This is a genomic window from Alteromonas portus, from assembly GCF_005117025.1.
GTDB lineage: Bacteria > Pseudomonadota > Gammaproteobacteria > Enterobacterales > Alteromonadaceae > Alteromonas > Alteromonas portus.
In genome coordinates this window covers 929,188-948,520 of record NZ_SWCO01000001.1, presented here as the reverse complement: position 1 = coordinate 948,520, position 19,333 = coordinate 929,188, and the positions used below count along the sequence as shown (strand labels likewise).

At 44.1% G+C, this 19,333-nt stretch carries 17 protein-coding genes; 12 read left to right on the top strand and 5 right to left on the bottom strand.

Translation table 11 applies throughout. From position 1 onward, the window contains the following. Positions 1-30 precede the first annotated feature (30 nt). The 4 genes from bioA to E5672_RS19980 all read left to right on the top strand — a co-directional run bounded on the left by bioA (position 31) and on the right by E5672_RS19980 (position 3,946). The gene (bioA, locus tag E5672_RS03955; RefSeq protein ID WP_136780998.1) at positions 31-1,296 is read left to right on the top strand and encodes an adenosylmethionine--8-amino-7-oxononanoate transaminase; all 1,266 of its coding nucleotides are present in this window, start codon (positions 31-33) and stop codon (positions 1,294-1,296) included. A 171-nt stretch (positions 1,297-1,467) separates the two neighbouring features. Beyond that, the gene (locus E5672_RS03950; RefSeq protein WP_136780997.1) at positions 1,468-1,989 is read left to right on the top strand and encodes a DUF2937 family protein; all 522 of its coding nucleotides are present in this window, start codon (positions 1,468-1,470) and stop codon (positions 1,987-1,989) included. Between the two features lie 143 nt (positions 1,990-2,132). After that, positions 2,133-3,362 (top strand): ABC transporter substrate-binding protein, encoded by a 1,230-nt coding sequence (locus tag E5672_RS03945; RefSeq protein ID WP_136780996.1) that lies wholly within the window; start codon positions 2,133-2,135, stop codon positions 3,360-3,362. A gap of 146 nt (positions 3,363-3,508) precedes the next feature. Then, a complete protein-coding gene (locus E5672_RS19980) occupies positions 3,509-3,946 on the top strand; it encodes a hypothetical protein (RefSeq protein ID WP_240692152.1) in 438 nt (145 codons plus the stop codon). Positions 3,947-4,068: 122 nt separating this feature from the next. Here E5672_RS19980 and E5672_RS03935 read toward each other — a convergent pair whose 3' ends face one another. Then, positions 4,069-5,343 carry a GNAT family N-acetyltransferase/peptidase C39 family protein gene (locus E5672_RS03935; protein ID WP_136780995.1) on the bottom strand — a complete coding sequence of 425 codons (1,275 nt, stop codon included), beginning with the start codon at positions 5,341-5,343 and terminating at the stop codon, positions 4,069-4,071. Next, on the bottom strand, positions 5,340-6,827 hold the full coding sequence (locus tag E5672_RS03930) for a RimK family protein (RefSeq protein WP_136780994.1): 1,488 nt from the start codon (positions 6,825-6,827) through the stop codon (positions 5,340-5,342). The genes E5672_RS03935 and E5672_RS03930 overlap by 4 nt, the downstream gene beginning before the upstream one ends. A gap of 252 nt (positions 6,828-7,079) precedes the next feature. Here E5672_RS03930 and E5672_RS03925 point away from each other — a divergent pair, with 252 nt between their 5' ends. Continuing rightward, positions 7,080-8,048, top strand: a complete 969-nt coding sequence (locus E5672_RS03925; protein WP_136780993.1) for a calcium/sodium antiporter — start codon at positions 7,080-7,082, stop codon at positions 8,046-8,048. 108 nt (positions 8,049-8,156) lie between these two features. Here the strand turns inward: E5672_RS03925 and E5672_RS03920 are convergent, their stop codons facing one another. Continuing rightward, the gene (locus tag E5672_RS03920; protein ID WP_136780992.1) at positions 8,157-8,645 is read right to left on the bottom strand and encodes a hypothetical protein; all 489 of its coding nucleotides are present in this window, start codon (positions 8,643-8,645) and stop codon (positions 8,157-8,159) included. Between the two features lie 324 nt (positions 8,646-8,969). Here E5672_RS03920 and asnS point away from each other — a divergent pair, with 324 nt between their 5' ends. Continuing rightward, positions 8,970-10,367, top strand: coding sequence for an asparagine--tRNA ligase (asnS, locus tag E5672_RS03915; protein ID WP_014948897.1), 1,398 nt, complete (start codon positions 8,970-8,972; stop codon positions 10,365-10,367). Between the two features lie 108 nt (positions 10,368-10,475). On the opposite strand, the gene E5672_RS03910 is transcribed toward asnS, so the two are convergent. Then, on the bottom strand, positions 10,476-11,375 hold the full coding sequence (locus E5672_RS03910) for an AraC family transcriptional regulator (RefSeq protein WP_136780991.1): 900 nt from the start codon (positions 11,373-11,375) through the stop codon (positions 10,476-10,478). Between the two features lie 201 nt (positions 11,376-11,576). On the opposite strand from E5672_RS03910, the gene E5672_RS03905 reads away from it, so the two are divergent. Continuing rightward, entirely contained in the window at positions 11,577-12,527 is a 951-nt protein-coding gene (locus tag E5672_RS03905) for an SDR family oxidoreductase (RefSeq protein WP_136780990.1), read from the top strand. 89 nt (positions 12,528-12,616) lie between these two features. Then, complete coding sequence (locus E5672_RS03900) at positions 12,617-13,261, top strand: fibrobacter succinogenes major paralogous domain-containing protein (protein WP_240692157.1); 645 nt, start codon at positions 12,617-12,619, stop codon at positions 13,259-13,261. A gap of 126 nt (positions 13,262-13,387) precedes the next feature. On the opposite strand, the gene E5672_RS03895 is transcribed toward E5672_RS03900, so the two are convergent. Further along, positions 13,388-14,401 carry a hypothetical protein gene (locus tag E5672_RS03895; protein WP_136780988.1) on the bottom strand — a complete coding sequence of 338 codons (1,014 nt, stop codon included), beginning with the start codon at positions 14,399-14,401 and terminating at the stop codon, positions 13,388-13,390. A gap of 164 nt (positions 14,402-14,565) precedes the next feature. Between E5672_RS03895 and E5672_RS03890 the strand changes: the two genes are divergently transcribed. The 4 genes from E5672_RS03890 (at position 14,566) to E5672_RS03875 (ending at position 19,318) form a co-directional block, all read left to right on the top strand. Further along, the gene (locus E5672_RS03890) at positions 14,566-15,708 is read left to right on the top strand and encodes a paraquat-inducible protein A (RefSeq protein ID WP_136780987.1); all 1,143 of its coding nucleotides are present in this window, start codon (positions 14,566-14,568) and stop codon (positions 15,706-15,708) included. Then, the gene (pqiB, locus tag E5672_RS03885; RefSeq protein ID WP_136780986.1) at positions 15,705-17,357 is read left to right on the top strand and encodes an intermembrane transport protein PqiB; all 1,653 of its coding nucleotides are present in this window, start codon (positions 15,705-15,707) and stop codon (positions 17,355-17,357) included. The genes E5672_RS03890 and pqiB overlap by 4 nt, the downstream gene beginning before the upstream one ends. A gap of 216 nt (positions 17,358-17,573) precedes the next feature. Further along, complete coding sequence (locus E5672_RS03880) at positions 17,574-18,185, top strand: PqiC family protein (protein ID WP_136780985.1); 612 nt, start codon at positions 17,574-17,576, stop codon at positions 18,183-18,185. A gap of 2 nt (positions 18,186-18,187) precedes the next feature. After that, the gene (locus tag E5672_RS03875; protein WP_136780984.1) at positions 18,188-19,318 is read left to right on the top strand and encodes a sensor domain-containing diguanylate cyclase; all 1,131 of its coding nucleotides are present in this window, start codon (positions 18,188-18,190) and stop codon (positions 19,316-19,318) included. Positions 19,319-19,333 lie beyond the last annotated feature (15 nt).

The following is a 19,333-nucleotide window of genomic DNA, read 5'->3' as shown; positions in this document are numbered from 1 at the left end:
CAATTCAAAACATTTACTAACGGTTAATTTGTGAGCAATATAGAATTTGATAAACAACACATTTGGCACCCCTATACCTCGGCGGTTAATCCCCTTCCCTGCTATGAAGTAGTTGGTGCAAAAGGTGCCGAACTTACCTTGGCCACCGGTGAAGTGCTAGTAGACGGCATGTCTAGCTGGTGGGCAGCAATTCACGGCTACAACCACCCTGTACTCAACGATGCTGCGCACAAGCAAATTGACGCATTTTCTCACGTTATGTTTGGCGGTATTACCCACCAGCCGGCGGTGGATTTGTGTAAATCGTTACTTAACATGGTGCCGGCAGGTTTAGAGCGTGTATTTTTGGCAGACTCTGGCTCAGTATCTGTTGAAGTAGCGATAAAAATGGCGATTCAGTATTGGGCATGCCAAGGGCGCTCAGAGAAGTCGCGCATTGTCGCGCCGCGCAATGGCTACCACGGCGACACCTTTGCCGCAATGAGCGTGTGCGATCCCGTTAACGGTATGCATAGTTTATTTGAGGGTGTACTAAGCAAGCAGATTTTTGCGCCTGCCCCTCAAACTCGCTTTGGCCAAACGTTTAGCGAAGATGACATTCTTCCGCTTGAAGAGATTTTTGAAAAGCATCACCACACCATGGCCGCTCTCATCCTAGAACCCGTTGTTCAAGGCGCAGGCGGCATGCGTATTTATCACCCTGAGTACTTAAAGCGCTGCCGACAGCTTTGCGATACCTACGACGTACTTTTAATTTGCGATGAAATTGCTACTGGCTTCGGCCGCACAGGTAAGCTCTTCGCTTGCGAGCATGCAGGTGTTTCACCTGACATTATGTGTTTGGGTAAAGCGATCACCGGTGGTTACATGACCCTTGCCGCAACATTGTGTACCGAAGATGTGGCTTTAGGAGTTTGCCAAGGGGAGCCTGGCGTCTTTATGCATGGTCCGACCTACATGGGCAACCCGTTAGCCTGTGCAGTGGCCAATGCTAGTCTATCGCTAATTAATGAAAATCATTGGCAGCAACAAGTTCCGGCCATTGAGAAACAATTACAAACCGAATTGGCAAAATGTGCAGACTTGCCTCGTGTTAATGACGTAAGAGTGTTAGGTGCGATAGGTGTGGTTGAAACGGTAAATCCCGTCAATGTAGCCGAAATTCAGCGCCATTTTGTAGAACAAGGCGTGTGGATACGGCCATTTGGGAAACTGGTATACATTATGCCTCCGTACATTATATCTTCCGAACAGTTAAGTAAGCTAACCCACGCGATTTACACGGCCTTGAAATAGTGCGAGAGGCTGTTACGCTTAGCACTTTCTTTTAGGGGGAGCGGTGACTTTTGGAAAAAAATGACTGTTTAAAAAAACGGCCAGCAGATTGAAGCAAGTTTACCCCAAAGTGAATATTCAAGCGGGTCACCAATCGGGTTATTAGTACAGAGTGTTTATAGCGAGATTTGAATGATAGTACGTGTTTTAGATAAAGTTGTGTTTGCAGTTTTGTTTATCATTACACTACAAGTTCCTATTTTGGCAGACCACTATCGTCAATACCTCAACGGCTATTACGATGCACTAAGAGATGAGGTGTCTAGCTCATCAGCGCTTGCCAAGCAGCACGGCTTTTCATCAGTTGAAGCAATGCTAGAAAGTCTACAGAAAAACAGCGAGCCAGTTGTACGCGAGAACGCGTCAATGAAAGCTTCGCGTTTTGCGCAGATCACTACATTAGAACAAGGTATGAGAAAGCTAGAACACGGTCATTATTTCGAAAAGCTCGTGTTTATGGCCTCGCCTTCTCAATATGGTACGCTAAAGCGCGTGTTAGATAATTTCAGTCCCTCCGTCCCACTCACGCCCTCATCAATTGTGTTCAGCCTTGTTACCGCTATATTGCTGAACCTGTTAATTTGGACGCCGCACTTTTGCTATTGTCAGGTCAAGAAAATTAAACATAAACCCAAGCGCTACGCGTATAAATAATGTGCTGCTTTCAAACGGGCTTGCGATGTAGAGACCAAAGTTTAATAGGCACAAGAATAAACTACGTATAGGGTTTAAGCTTTATCTGCCGTTAAACCTCGTAAAAGGCGAATCGAGTTCGTTGATGTAGAGTAAGGACTGCTATGACTAACCGCCTATTGTATTTGCTGACTTGCTTAGGGTTAACTACAGTAAGTTTCGCTGAGCAACTCAATATTGGGGTCTCTGTATCCACAAGTGCACAGCGAGAAGCCTTCTATTCCTTAGCGCACGATTTTGAGTTGCGTTACCCAACTGCTGAAGTGAAATTTACTGCTTTAAGCAGCGAAGAGTATAAACGCGCTTTTCCTAGTATGCTGTTAGATGACAAGGGCTTTGATGTTTTATACTGGCATGCTGGTCAACGCCTGTTCAAGTTTATCAAAGATGACTTAGTATTACCCATTGATGATGTGTGGCTAGAAAGTAATTTAGACGCTGCATTTGACAAAAACATAAGGCAAAACCTCAGTTATAATGGCCGCCTCTTTGCAGTGCCTATTTCCTATTATCAAATTGGCTTTTATTATTCAAAAAGCGTGTTCGAACGCCTATCACTAGCTGAGCCGACTACGTGGCAGGAATTTATAAACACTTGCGAAATCATAAAGGCGAATGGCCTCCCTCCCATTTTCGTCGGCACTAAAAGCAATTGGCCCGCCACGGCGTGGTTTGACTATTTGAACCTGCGATTGCACGGTCTTGATTTTCAACAGAAGCTAACAAAAGGAGAGATAGCGTTTAGTGATGAACGCATTAGAACCACTCTTAGCTTTTTGGATGATTTAAGAAAAAATGGATATTTTATTGAAGACCACGAAAATCTAGAGTGGAGAGAAAGTTTACCCCTGTTATCAAGAGGCCTTGTGGGCATGTCGCTTGTTGGAAATTATGTCATTCAAGAAATAAGGTCTGATATGCTCTCGCGCATCGGCTTTTTTCCTTTCCCTGAAATAAATAAAAATATCGCCAATTACGAAGAAGCCCCAACAGACGTGCTGATTATTCCCAAGCGCGTGAAGAACGTTTCATTAGCCAGAAAGTTTCTAGCCTTTGTGGCAAACCACGAAGTTCAAACCAAGCTCAATGCAAAACTAGGTGTTATATCGCCACATAAATTAGCGCAAGAACAGACTACTCCACTCACCCAAGAGGCCCATGCAGCACTTTCTTCTGCTGACGGATTTTCACAGTTCTTCGATCGTGACGCTGACGAGGCGTTTGCCGCCGCGGTAATGCCTATTATTGATGAGTTCACAGTTAATGGCGATATGCACAACACTATTTTAGCGTTAGAGAAGGCTCGCAAAGAGACTACGCTCTCTGCTCAGTAAAAACATAAACCTCGTACCGTCTCTTTCGCTATGACATGTAGTTTCGTCAACGCGTGCCGTCGTTGCCTTTTCGACCTGCTCTTTAATTACTGTCACTCATTTATTTGAGCTTTTTACTTCCGCTCTTAGTAATCAATGTCCTAAACATGCTCTCAATTTTTATTGAACGTGGCATCAATAATGCAACTCCTATAGTGAAGTTAAGTGATAAAAATTCGTTTGTTGCACTTTTTAGAAAAAAGGAAATCAATAAACCAATTATATCAGCAACTTATAAAATAATGTTCAACGGAGATATTACAATGCCAACAGATGCACAATTATTAATCGGGAAAGTGTTGCAAATAAAAGACAAAATTATTGCAAAACGCCACTGTATTCCAAGCGACTTAAAAGCGGAATGGAACGCGTTAAATGAGCAAACCGCATGTTTCGAAAGTGAAGCGTTATATAGAAGTGCAGTAAAGGGCCAAGCCATGAATAAGCATATTGATTATTCAGGTTCGGTGAAAGAACTGTCTCAATTAGTAAAGCAGCTTAAAACGTTAAATAAAAAGGTAAATATTACGCAAGTACATCACTAATACCTAGGTAAGCACGCCACGGTTACGACTAACTTAAGTTTCGCTGAGTGGGTATTTATCTATGCGGATTGGTATAAGGCCTCAAGCATTCTCCGTGCCTCAGGCCTAAGCAAAAATTCGTGTTACTTTTTATTTTTAAGAAGCACCAATGTTCTTACTTTACGTGTGCCATAACTGGCAAGCCTTAGAAAGTCTTCGCGAGCAACTGGAATATGTTGATACTCGACAGGCTGACCCTCGCTTGCATCTGGGTCGTGCAGATAGTAGCAGTGAGGATCGCAGCTAGTCACCGCTACCCAATGGGGAACCTTTTTCTTATCGAACGCGTACGTGCTGATTAAGCACAATACTGCCCCGCCAGCTCTAAGGGTTTGGTCGATAACATCAATACGCCAGTCAGAGATTTCAACAGAAATGCCTTTTCTACGTGCTTCTGCTACAAACTGTGATTCAACATTTTCGACTATCATTTTCTTGTTAGTGTCTCTAACACCATCAACAAAAAGCGGCACATCCTGATTAATGACCACTTTCGCTGCATAACCTTCATTTACCGCAGCAAGGGCTAACCCTACAGGGTGACAACCACCATGGCCTGACATCATGAATATAGTGGTGGCAGTACGCCACAACGATAATTCTTTTTCTTGTGTCATTTCATAGCGATTGTTCAATGCACACATTGCCATCATCAATGCTGACGGACCGCAGGTAAAGTCTGTCGTTTGCTGGTACCACGGATAAACCTCTGGCTTAACTGACTTACTCGGCACCAACACTTTTTGCATACGCAGAGCGTCGGTGTGATCGTCGTAGTAATCGGTATACATACCGAACTGACTAAATCCTAACTTTTTATATAAAGCAATGGCGCCAGCATTACCTACTGCCACTTCCAGGCGCATAAATCGCTTTCCCCGCAAAAGCGCCCGCTCCCCCAAGCTGTTTATAAGCTTTTCAGCAACACCAAGCCCACGCGCTTCTGGCAATACCGCAATAGAATACAGCCTAGTAAGCTGCGTTCCACGACGCAGCAGCAACAGTCCGTAGCCTATTATGCTATTTACACTTTGCTTGTTCTTGTCGTGCTTCGAATGGGCACTCACAGGCTCACGCTCGGCCACAATAAGTTCTGCGTGCTGGGCATCAATGTAAAATTTAAAACGGCTTTTACTGAGCCTGTCAGTAGTAAAACAGGTTTGCTCGATGTGCTGAAGCGAAGCAAGGTCGTGTAATGTCGCCACACGCAGCATTACATTCGATTGCGTTGAAGCCCCACTGACATCTTTTGTCGGTTCAGTCATCAACGCATTCTCTGTATGTTCAGGTGCGCTATTAACGCTTTTCAATGGACTTTCACTATTTACTTCAGTTACTCGCTCAGCCGATGTGATCATCGCCCTCTTTGCTCCAACCTGTCAGCAAATTCCTGCATAATTAATTCGTACAGTTCTTTGCCTAAATATTTATCTTCGACACCCGAGTCGATACTTGGGTTGTCGTTCACTTCAATAACATAAACCGCATTGCCGGTTTGCTTAATATCTACACCATACAAGCCGTCACCCACTGCTTTAGCGGCCTTGATAGCGGCTTGTAGTACCGGTTTAGGTACTTCAAACGTTGGCATTGTGGCAAATCCACCCGAAGAGAATCGGTCTCCCTGATGGTTGTATATCTGCCAATGGTTGCGCACCATAAAGTATTGGCAAGCGTAAATAGGTTTGCCACCTAGTACACCAATTCGCCAGTCGAATTCAGTGAATATATATTCCTGCACCAAAACAAGTGCCGATTCAGCCAGCATTTGTTCTAAGCGCGTTTTTAACGCTTCTTTATTTTCAGCCTTGTGCACACCGCGAGAAAACGAGCTTTCTGGCAGCTTTAACACTAACGGCAAACCAAAGTCAGCAATGAGCTTTTCGCATACTTCATCGGTAGCACTCGATACAAAGGTCGCTTTTGGCGCTGGCACTTTCTGATAAGCAAACGCATCCTGCAGGTACACTTTGTTACAGCAGCGCAGAATTGACTGCGTGTCGTCCATAACCACAATGCCTTCTCGCTCTGCGGCACGGGCTAAGCGGTAAGTATGATGGTCAATCGCTGTCGTTTCACGAATGAACAATGCATCATAGTGGCCCAATTCTTCTTGCGACAGGCGACTCACCACATCTGCGCGAAAGCCCACTTTTTCAGCTGCTTTCACAAAGTTTTTAATGGCGCGTTCGTCACTAGGCGGCGTGCTCTCTTCTGGGTTAACCAAAATGGCCATATCCCAACGAGTACGTTTGTTCGTTTTACCGGCTTTCCACTGTATTTTGGTATGTGCTTCTAATTGCTCAATGAAACGCGCTTGTTGCTTGGCATTTAAATCCTTAAACGCTATTGCCTGCACGCTTGCAAAGCCTTCAATCTGCACTTTACCCGTGGCTTTAGGCGATACTTTTGTATCGGTAACCGTTGGGCTTAACACCAATACTGGGTATGGGTATTTTTCAAACGCCTGGCGGGCCAAACGCTTAAAGCGCTGATCTTTCACTTCGCCGAAAAGTACTAATATTGGTTCATCAGTAATTTCCGTATTGTCTTGAGATACCGACAAAGAGAAAACGATACGATCAATACTTTTCTCTTCAGCCATACGCAAATCGTTAATGGTATTTACTGAAGGCAATACAGAGTGATTACGTGCTTGAGCCAAAAGTGAACAATAGTATCCTTCACTTAAATAACGCGTGGTATCACATATATTGATAACGCGTGTTTTGGGCTCGTTCAACTTTGGGAACTCAGCAAGGTAATCTTGAAAAGTCAGCACGGTTAAAGCTGTGTTACAAAAAGGAGTAACATCATCAGTAACAATCAGTGTATTGTGCATGTAATTCGCTTCTAAATAGTGTGTTGTCAGGTACAATTAAGGTTGTGTTTGTTCAATTAACAAACACGATTAAAGTAGCGCTGAGTTTACGCTTTACTTGCCATTTGCATAGCATTATCAGCACGGCTTTTTTTCATCGTTAAGACAACAAAAACTTATGTGCATTTGAATAGGTTGAAGCTACTTTTATTTATTGGGTTTGCCTATACATTGAGGTAACCACGCAAGACACGAAGGGTTTAAGGAGTACGTATGCTATTGGCCAGCTTGGCTATTTTAATTGGGTTGCCGGTTCTATTATGGAGCGCAGGGAAGTTTGTTGGCGGAGCCGCATCGGTAGCTAATCATTTTGGTGTATCCCCACTGCTCATCGGTATGCTCATTATTGGGTTTGGTACCTCTGCCCCCGAAATTATTGTGTCTATATTTGCTGCATTCCAGGGCAACTCTGGCATTGCGCTGGGAAATGCCTATGGCTCTAACATTGCCAATATCCTATTAATTCTTGGTCTTACCGCAATAATTAGCCCTATTGCCGTTAAATCAGAAATTATCAAAAAAGAACTGCCTGTTCTGCTTGGTATTACGTTCTTTGCTGCATGGCAGGTATGGGACTTGAGCGTTTCTAAAGATGACGCATTTTCTTTACTAGGGCTTTTTGTTCTTCTGCTTTCCTGGAGCATTTATCACGGCATGAAGGGCGACAAAGACGCCCTCGCCGACGAATACGATGAAGAAATTAATAGCAATGAAGGCACAGTGAAAACCCACGTAATGTGGTTGATAGCGGGGCTTTTATTGCTAGTTGCAAGCTCGCGTATGCTGGTATGGGGCGCGGTAGAAGTCGCCACCTTCTTTGGTGTTAGCGATACGATTATTGGGTTGACGGTTATCGCAATTGGTACATCGTTACCAGAACTTGCATCATCGCTAATGGCGGTGAAGAAAGGCGAACACGATTTAGCTATCGGTAATGTAATAGGATCTAACATGTTCAACACCTTGGCGGTAGTGGGCATTGCAGGTACCATTCAGCCAATGACTGTGGGTTCGGAGTTCTTATACCGTGACGTTATGGTGATGTTCGCATCAACCATTGCGCTGTTCATTTTCTGTATTGGCATTAAGCGCCAGGGTCGCTTAAACCGTCTGGAAGGCGGAGCGTTTGTGCTTGCTTATGCGGCCTATACTTACTGGCTTATCCAGTCAGCTTTCATTTAACGCAGAATATAGCCTGTAACCCTTTATACTGGTAGCGTGTTGTTGCTCACTTGATAGACTCCCTTTGGCTGAACTATCAAGTGAGACGCGGGCTATACTTACCCCGACTTACAGGCCTAGCGTTGTGGCTAACGTGATTAAACTTACAGCCGCGATGGCGAACAGAATAATCAGATTAACACCAAAATTATCAGAACGACGGCGATTTCTCCGTGCCCGCATAATAATGCTTACCAAGGTTACAACTAGACATACCTGTAGCATGATGGTCATCGCCGATAAGTGACTTTCAGACCAACTGGTATCACCTTTTATTCCCCAGTACTGCTGCACGCCGCTGATAAAATCTGGGCGCGCATAGTGAAACAGTATGAGTACAACAATCATGCCTACCCAGCCAACAATGTTTAGTGCCAGCATGACCTTATAGAAGGGCGTTTGAGAACGAGGCGTTGAACGTCGCTCGGCAAGTTCTTCATATGTCATAGTACGTCTCTTATTTTCTGCTTCGCTAGACTGATCAGCATTGCTTTGCGTAGCGTGTGGTTCTTGTGCTTGCTGGGGCACTGATGTGCTTGAATCATTTTTATTTCCCATTTGTCACTCTGTTCTCTGGCATCCCGCTTTATGTTGGGTATACTAGCGTGCTATTGGATTGTATTTCATTGGTTATTTTTACAACACCAAGCCATGTTTCGATCTGTATTTTGCTTACATTTGGCGTCAAGCGAATTGCGAAAAGCCTTTTGAAAAGCGAAAAGCTATTACAGATGCTAGTTAGTTATCGGCATGACAATCCAAAAACATTGACCATAAAGCAAATTTTAGTGCATTTTTTCATTCACAGTTTAATGCACTGTGTTGTTGAAAATGACTCAATAGTAAGCAACAACATAAAATTAGTAAGACGGAGAAATTAACATGACGCATGCGCCCGTAGTTGACGTACTTAAAGGTAAGTACGCCGTTGGCGAATCGGTAACCGTAAAGGGTTGGGTAAGAACACGCCGCGACTCTAAAGCGGGGTTATCATTTATTGCACTACACGACGGTAGTTGCTTCGATCCTGTACAAGTTATTGCGCTAAATTCTCTGTCAAATTATGCCGATATCCAGCGCTTAACAGCAGGCTGCTCGTTATCGGTTACCGGTACAGTGAAAGAGTCTCAGGGCCAAGGCCAAGCCGTTGAAATTGACGCGACTGACGTTGAGGTTTTAGGTTGGGTAGAAAACCCTGATACCTACCCAATGGCCGCTAAACGCCACAGCATTGAGTACCTTCGCGAATATGCGCACCTTCGCCCACGCACGAACGTTATCGGCGCGGTAACACGCGTGCGCAACTGTTTGTCGCAGGCTATTCACCGCTTCTTCCACGAAAAAGGTTACTTCTGGATCTCTACGCCAATTCTAACGGCCAGCGATACAGAAGGTGCAGGTGAAATGTTCCGCGTATCAACCCTTGATATGATGAACCTTCCACGCGACGACAAAGGCAATGTTGACTACTCAGAAGATTTCTTCGGCAAAGAAACCTACCTTACGGTATCAGGACAGCTTAACGTTGAAACTTACTGTACAGCTATGTCTAAGGTGTACACGTTCGGCCCTACGTTCCGTGCAGAGAACTCAAACACATCTCGCCACCTTGCCGAATTTTGGATGATTGAGCCTGAAGTGGCGTTTGCTGAATTGAAAGACGTAGCACAGCTTGCTGAAGACATGCTGAAATATGTATGTAAGGCCGTGCTTGAAGAACTGCCTGACGACATGGCGTTCTTTGCTCAGCGTATTAAGAAAGACGCCATTGAGCGTTTAGAAAAGTTAGTAAGCTCTGACTTTGTTCGCATGGACTACACAGACGCTATCGAAATTCTGCAAAACTGCGGCAAAGAATTCGAATTCCCTGTTGAATGGGGTATCGATTTATCTTCTGAGCATGAGCGCTATCTTGCAGAAGAGCACGTTGGTGCGCCAATTATCATGCAGAACTACCCGAAAGATATTAAAGCCTTCTACATGCGCATTAACGACGACGGTAAGACAGTTGCAGCAATGGACGTACTTGCGCCAGGCATCGGTGAAATCATCGGTGGTTCACAACGTGAAGAACGACTAGACGTTTTCGATGCACGCCTTGACGAAATGGGCCTATCGAAAGAAGATTACGCATGGTATCGCGACCTTCGCCGCTACGGCACCGTACCTCACTCAGGTTTCGGTCTTGGTTTCGAGCGTCTTGTAGCATACGTAACCGGCATGCAAAACGTACGTGACGTGATCCCATTCCCACGTACACCGGGCAACGCTAGCTTCTAAGCAGTTGCTGTATTAATAAATAAAAAGCTCGCCACAGTTTGCTGTCGCGAGCTTTTTTAATATCTCTATCGCTAATATTTTTTAAGTCATAGCCTCATGTTGACCAAACTATTGCAGCATGCTCGCGGCTTTTGTTTTATTTTCTTTTTCCCATTGTTTCGGCGATAAGCCATACATTCGCTTAAAATCTCGGCTAAATTGCGACGAACTTATATAGCCAACATCCATTGCTGCAACACTTACGTTTGTGCCTTCAGCTATACGTTTGGCTGCGTTATTCAACCGCATCGATTTAACAAACTGAATAGGCGACATAGTAGTGGCTTGTTTAAATTTACGATGAAATACGGCCTTACTCATACCTATCTTACTGGCCATATCGTCAATAGTGACGTTTTCATTTACATGGGAGGCCAGGTATTCAATAGCCCGCCCTATGGCATTGCCTACGCCAAAACTGCCTCTTACTATGCTACCCGCTTCCCCTTTTAATACCGAGTAATACAGTTCGCGCAAACGCGTACTGGCTAACATAGCAATATCGGTAGCATTATCAGTGAGAAGAAGTAAGCGATATAGGGCATCGGTAAAATCAGCATCCCACCGGGCTGAAGCAATGCCCGAGGGTGCAGACGAAGCTGACGATTGACTGAAATTACCGCCTACACTTTCAAACTCAATAGCTAAATCGGTCATCAATCTGCTATTTAAAGAAATATAAACCCCCAGTAGTGGGCTTTCCTCAGAAGCATCGGGAATGCCCGCCTCTACAGGCATAGACATGGTGCAGCAAGTATATTTGCTGGTGTTAAAGGTATGCTTATCCCCATTCAAAATGGCTTCTTTACCACCGTGAACAATGGCAGTTAGTGACGGTTCGTATACTACAGGAGCACACTCGATGGGCTGTGTTATTTTAAAAAGTTGAACACCATCGATCCCGGTATCGTATAAGCCGCTGTTATCCACTTTCTCTTCAATTAACTGCTTTATTAGTGCTTTGCTCATAGCGCTTTAAACCACTACCTCATCTTTTATTTACATCGTGTTCTTTGATTTTTTGCGTTATGCAATCTAGCAGCAAACTTCACCCTAAACAACAAGGTGATACGATTAGGCAAGTTTTCAAGAGTTTTTCGCCTACTTTACCCAACCGTTAGTCATTATATTACAAGTATACAAAATTTAGTGACAAAAGGTTTGAAGCAGATGACAAAGAGTAATCTATTTGGAAAAGGCGGTTGGACGCCATCTCGTATTGAAAACGCAAACGGTAAGACGTTTTTAATAACAGGCGCAAATACGGGCGCTGGGTTTGAGGCTACACGTATTCTACTTTCCAAAGGTGCGAAAGTCGTTATGTTGAACCGAAGCCCGAGCAAATCCCATGACGCTATCGCTACGTTAAAGCAAGAGTTTGGTAACGATGCCAATGTCAGCTATATACGCCTTGACCTAAGCAGCCTTAATGCTGTGAGACAGTCAGCAAAAGAAATCTTAGCTCAAGTTCCTACTATCAACGCGCTAATTTGTAATGCTGCTATTGCACAAATATCAACGCAAGAATTAACCGAGGATGGTTTTGAGAGCCAATTAGGCGTTAACCATTACGGTCACTTTTTACTGTGTGGTTTGTTATTCGATCGTATCAATGAGTCGAAAGGACGCATTGTAGTCGTTGCTAGTGAAGGGCACAAAATGGGCCTAAGAACCATGCAGTTTAATGACATGAACTGGGACAAAAATTACAACCCCAACAAGGTATACAGCCAAAGTAAACTGGCGCAAATGATGTTTGCGTACGAATTACAAGACAAAGTAAAAGCACATAACAAACACGTGAAGGTGTTTGTGTGTCACCCCGGAGCGTCGAACACCACCCTTATACGAGAAAGTGCTAACTGGGTAACCCGTATTTCTTGGTCCTTTATGGTGAAAATAGGGCTGGCGCAGTCTGCCGAGAAAGGCGCCTACCCTGAAGTGATGTGTGCCACCGAAGATAACCTTAAACAGCGTGCCTATTATGGACCAACAGGGTTAATGAATTTTGGCGGCCCTGTTGGAGAGTGTAAATTAGAGGATTTTGCTGTAGACAAAAAAGTGCTGACAAAACTTTGGGCCGTATCAGAAAAAGCGACAGACTTTACCTGGTCGTTTTAATTGCTAAATTGAATGTTGATGAAATGAGAAAAGCCGTTTTTATTTTAGGATTTTTTATGATGACCTCTTCGCCCTCAGTTCCAGCTTCTATGAACACTTCAAATCTAGAGTTTGATGGCAGCCAGAATACTTTTCAAGACGTGGAAGGTAATCGCTATAAAACCGTAAAATTAGGGAAACTTGAGTGGTTTGCAGAAAACCTACGCGCTACTCAGTTTCAAGATGGAAGCCCTGTTGATTCTGGGTTTATTCCAAAAGACGACGAGAAGAACCTACTTAAATACGGACGGCTTTATCACTGGCAAGACGTAGATGACGAGCGAAAGCTGTGTCCTGCTGGATGGCGCATTGCGACCGACGCCGATTGGCAGGAAATGGAGCGCACTATTGGTATAGCACAAAGCGAGCTGGCACAAGAAGGCTGGCGCGGAAGCAACGACATTGCTATTACGCTAAAAGCGGAGCAGCCTAATACCCTGTTTAAAAAATTCGATCAGGCCAAAGTTAATCAATTTCAATTTGGCGCAACGGCAGCGGGCGTAAAAATAGGCAACTGGTATATAACGCAGGGAATGTACACTGAGTTTTGGACAAGTACGAGCGCCACTGATAAAGAGGCGTACGCTCGCACCCTCGCCTATTCCTGGTGGAACTCACATAAAGGCGAAATTAGAAGGGCTAAGCTAAACAAAGACTATATGTTTAGCGTTAGATGTGTGCGAGATGCCAAATAGCGACCTAAGCATGGCTGATACTCTCAGAACGCTCTCAACGAGTGGCCATGAGTACATTTAATTTGAAACTGTAATGGCCTTACTAACTAAGAGCAGAAAAAGCGGAGCGCTTTAATCTAATTCACTTTAATCGAGCCCAATGGCAGCTGAACGACATGGGACTACAGTGTAAGCATAGCCAATCTCATCTTCCTGTGTTGGCACTATTTGCAAAATTTCGTAGTCGTTAAGCTCAATAACACGCGTCCCCTCAGGATGCGCACAGCGAGAGCGAGAGTCTGCTTCAAACTCATAAATAAAACTAGCCAGTGCCTGGCGCTGTGTTTTTTTATAACGAATACTTTTTTGTTTTGCATCGGTTAAAAGCGCGGTTAAATCTGCTTCTAACTCTGAAACCTCTTCTGTTTGCCCCTCGATGGGTTTCTCTTCACTATCGTCAGGCTGGGCTTCAATCTCATTTTCTATTGTTATTAACGCATTGGCGCTTTCATTACTGAATTCAGAAAGTAGCCCCACCTGTCCTGCTAAAACCCCTAGCTGCAGGGCCACGCCAAGGGTCCACACAAACCTTGCTACAGCGGTGGATAATACATAACGGTAGCCGGGTTGATGCCAAAGCCTTTGTACACCAAAGGGCTTTAGTAATAATAAGAAGAACACATAAACAAAGATAACTAGCATTCCGCCTACGAGCGCCATTAGCGTGGTGACGAAGAACCAGCTTGGCACCATAAGTATAAGCGCGAAATTGTGACTGTAGGGCAGCGCGCCAGCAGAAACGCCGGTTATGCTATTCACGAGCCCACTAGCCGACGCTAATGCGAAATTCGCGATAATTGCGTATACAAATAAAATTATCGCTTTCCCTGGTAAGCTGTTCCACAGCGCCATGAACCTAGGCCATGTCTCGCTGACAATGCCAGCAAGTGCTAAACCAAACATGATTGCTTCAAACAAGCCACTTTCGATATCGAAAAATAGTTGCAACAAGAGCATGCTCGTTGCCAAGAAATAACAACGCTGAGCGAAGGTAATACTTACCCAAAAACGTAAAAAGCCAATACGCCTTTTTAGAAGTAAACGGTTTAATTGCTTCTTTACTTTTCCATACACGCTGCGAATTTCGTTTGCTGTTTCCATCACTTAGTCGTCAATTATTGTTGTTATACTTTTAAATAAGGCTAGCTATACTTCCCGACATGCTCGCAATAAGCTATGCTGTTGATGCTAAAAATCAACGGGTTATACCTCTAGGCTACTATTTATCTTACAACGAGCATACAAAAAGTGTCGTACAAAAGCATATGGCTGAATCAAATACGTTATCTATAGTTTGTGAGCAGTGCCATACTCAGGTACACATACCCGTTCTCGCGCATAGGCAACGGGCCGTATGTCCGGTATGCAATCACACGCTACTGTCTCATCGCAATGGAGCAAGCGAAAAGTTACTCGCTTACGCGTTCAGTGCTTTGATTTTTTTATTGCTCTCACTGCCTTTTAACTTCCTGACATTTAAAGCGAGCGGGCAAAAACACAGTATCGACTTGCCAACGGGAATAACCGTACTTATCGAACACGACTACTTGTCGCTGGCGATAATAACCAGTTTAGCCACACTATTACTACCCGGCATGGTATTAGCTGGCCTGTTGCTTTTATCTTTAGCCCAATTACAAAACCGTCGCCCTTTTTATTTGCCTCGGCTCTACAAACTTGTAAAAGCGCTTTTGCCCTGGAGCATGGCAGAAATTTTTCTGGTGGGTACGTTGGTCAGCCTTATAAAAATCACTGAGTTGGCCGATGTTTCTATCGGCCTGTCGTTTTACGCATTTGTTGGCTTTTCAGCGTTTACTGCGCTTTGCATATCCCAATTCGATACCACACGTTATGCAATGTGGATGTCATGCGGGCAACCTCCGCAACCTAAGCCACTCTGTGAGAACCAAGCGAAGGCTAGTATTCAGCGAACTTGGGCACTGTTATTAACTGCTTGTATTTTATATATTCCTGCTAATATATTGCCAATTATGTATACTGAATTTTTTGGCCAAGAAACACCAAATACGATTATTGGTGGCGTTATTTCGCTGTGGGAATCAGGTTCCTATCCTGTTGCATTGATCATTTTAGTTGCCAGTGTGGTGGTGCCGGTTGCGAAAATAATCATTCTTGCTTGGCTCAATTTTTCTGTACAACGAGAGAAAACCACATCAAAACAATTACGTATACGTTATTACCGCGTTACCGAAGCAATAGGACGCTGGTCGATGATAGACGTTTTTGTTGTAGCAGTGTTGGTGTCTCTTATTCAAATGGGCAACACCATGTCTATTTACCCGGGCCAAGCGGCACTTGCCTTTTGTGCCGTAGTATTTGTAACAATGATAGCCGCGATGACGTTTGACTCTAGGCTTATTTGGCAGCAGTGGAAGCAATTACCATGACCACAAACGATCCGAACATTAACGAGGCAAAGGTAAAACCCACCTCATCCATTTCTCGCATTTGGATTATTCCGATCCTCGTTATCGTTATTGGCGGATGGATGGTCTATTACCAATGGAAAAACCAAGGCCCACTGATAACGATAGAGATTCAGTCAGCTACAGGTATTGAAGTAAATAAAACCCCGATTAAAGTGCGCGACTTGGATATTGGTCAGGTCAAAAAAATAACCCTAAAACCTGATCTAAACGGTGTACTGGTTACGGCAAGAATTGACGCTAGCGCAGCTCATTTGCTTAACGAAAACGCCAAGTTTTGGGTGGTGGCCCCTCGAATAAGCTTCTCTGAGGTATCGGGCCTTAATACCCTTTTGTCTGGCAGTTACATTGCAATGTCGGCAAACGACAAAGGTAAAGAACAGCTTCACTTTACCGCGCTTGAACGTCCGCCTGTTACGCCGCATGGCACGCCTGGTCTACATGTCATGCTAAAAAGTGATGACGAATTTGCCTATAAACCTGGCGACCCTATCATTTACAAAGGTTTTAAAGTAGGCGAATTTGAAGACGCTACCTTTAATATTGACGAGCGCGTGGTGTATTACGATGCATTCATAGAAGCGCCTTACCATAAACTAATAACCAACACGACGCGGTTCTGGGATGTGAGTGGCGTTAAATTATTACTGGAATCGAACGGTGTTAGTGTTGAAACAGGAAGTCTAGAAACACTGCTGGCTAACGGCATTACCTTTGGCATTCCCGAAGGCGTACCAAAGGGTGAGCAAGTCCTCGATAATGCCTTCTTTACTATTTATGGCGACAGCACAGCCGCCTCAGACGCACGTTACAAAGTTGCAGCCGAATATTTGTTGCTTATAGATGAAAGTGTACGAGGGCTTACCGTTGGCGCTCCAGTTGAATACCGAGGGATTGAAATAGGTAACGTCACTGCAATTAACTCCTTCCCTGCCGTTGAAGGCAACATTTTAGAAAGGGATTACCCGATCCCAGTACTTATTAATATATACCCCGGCAAGGCTAGACAGCCAGATACCAAAGAAGGTTTAAATGCCATTAAGCAGACCATCAGAAACTGGCTACAGAGAGATCTTCGTGCGTCACTTCGTATGGGTAACGTGTTAACGGGGGGGCTGTATGTTGACCTACAGCACGTACCAGATGCCGATAGTGACAGCGAGATAGCAGTGATAAACGGCTACGAAGTGATCCCCACGGTTAGTAACGAATTCACGCAGCTAACGCAAAAAGCCGACGCTATCTTAGATAAGATAAATCAGCTGCCGCTTAAAGAAATGGTAGAAAATGTTCAGTTTGCGGTTGAAGACATGCGTTTAGCGGCCGAGTCGGTAGAAACAGCAAGCAGTGACTTTGATTTACTTATTGCGGATATTGATGCCAAGGCACTTAACAGTAACCTCAATCAAGTACTAGTGAGTCTTGATGGCCTGCTAAAAAATTACAGCGAAGGGGGTTTTAATCAATCTGAGATAAAAGAAACCGTTGATGCCCTTCAAGAAACAATGCGAAATATACAGCCTTTGTTATTGAAACTTAATCAGTCTCCGAACAGTTTGATATTTTCAAAAGATGACGAAGCAGATATTCAACCAAAGGCAAGAAATTAACGTTATTGATTAGCGAGTCGATACCTAGATTAACAATGGGCAAAAATTGTACAGCCTGGCGCGAATAATGAATGTTTTAACCAAAGTCACTGCGCAACGAGATGTTGCCAACCGCGACTCGCTTTGAAAATACGCTATATTTTTTTAGAAAAATAACAAACTCACCAAACGCTAAAGGTGGGCCATCCATAAACAGGGATGAAAGGATTAAATGATATGATAATGCAGGTAAAGACTTTTTCTTTTCTTAAAAGAAGCTCGGCGCTTCACATCAGTATGCTAGCTGTGTTTCTTTGCTTTCTATCTGCATGCAGTAGCGCCCCCAATTCGTTAACCTATTATTTGCTTCACACAACGAACGATGCGTCGTTTACGAACCACGATGTGAAGCAGACCGTCGTTTTAGACAAAGTCACATTACCAGAGTATTTAAAACACAGGGGGCTGGTGTATCAAACGAGTGACACTAACCTTCACATTTCTACCAGTCATTTATGGGCGGAGCCTGTAGATGAGGGGCTAACTAAAGCGCTCACTAGTGCATTGGTGTCAAAAGATATAGCGCTTATTCGCCCTGATCACTTTAAAAGCGAAGAGACGCATCACATGTCTTTGCATGTTAACGATCTGGTAAGCACGTACGAAGGTGAAGTAGTATTTTCTGGGCAATATCGCATTACTCAAGCCTCAGGAGAGGCCCGTGTTCACTCTTTCATATTTAAGTCGCCGCTTAACAATGATGGCTTTGCCTCTAGCATTAAAGCGATGAGGTCAGCTATCAAAAAACTAGCTGAAGACGTTGACTCCAGTCTAAACCAGCCAAATTAGTTATGCTCGGTAGACTAAAGCAATACGTATTTAGTGGCGTAAAGAGCCACTATAAAGACGAAACTAACAGGCGCATTATTGTGGTTAACCTGTTTGCAGCCGTCGGCACGTCCATTACGTTTTTGCTTGGAATTCGCGCTTTTATCGACGCAGAATATTCCCTGTCTACAACGCTGTTCATTGCAAGTATTGTCTTTGCCATATCACAGCGATTACAAGTCCGCTTCTCTTCAGCTACCGCTCGCACGTGGTCTATTACACTGCTAATTAGCTGTTTGATGGTACTAACGCTGCTATTAATCATTACTGGTGGCAAGGACAACACTGGCCCACTTTGGATGTACCTGGTACCACCGGTTACTATGTTTTTCGCTGGTTTTGTTCGTGGGTTACTGGCACTTATCGCTTTTACGGTGACGTGCGCAATCATCCTTTTTGGGTTTAACGATGCCTCATATGTGGCTGACTATACTTATGCTTTCAAAACTCGCCTACTCTACTCATTTTTGACCGTGTCTTTTTTATCTGCTTTTTACGAGTATAGCCGACAGAAAAGTTACGATACCGCACTCTATCTAAGTGAACAGTTTGAGAGGCAGGCAAAGCACGACCATCTAACGAATTTGCTAAATCGACGGGGTGCACAGCAGTGTTTAGATAGAGAATACGCGAGAATGCTTCGCAGCAAACGTCCTTTTTCGGTTGCCATCGCCGATGTAGATAGATTTAAAAGCATAAACGATACCCTCGGTCACGAACAAGGTGACGAAGTCCTTAGGCAGATCTCAGTGAAATTTAATGCTCGCCTTCGCGGACAGGATATCCTCGGGCGATGGGGAGGTGAAGAATTCATATTTATCTTTACCGATACCGATGAAGCCGGAGCGGTGCAAGCATTAGAGAGTATAAAAGAATTACTCAGTAAAGCCCCGTTATCTGTATATGGTAAAGAAATTCATGTAACTAGTAGCTTTGGCGTAAGTGAAGTCAGTGCTGAGACAGATATTTCGAGTGCCATACGTCGTGCAGACCAAGCGCTTTATTATGCAAAAGATAATGGTCGCAATCGTGTATGCGCCATTTCGTCAATAAACTCATCCCCTTTTTCCAGCTCAACCTCTCAACAAGTTTAGTCACTCGCACTTTTG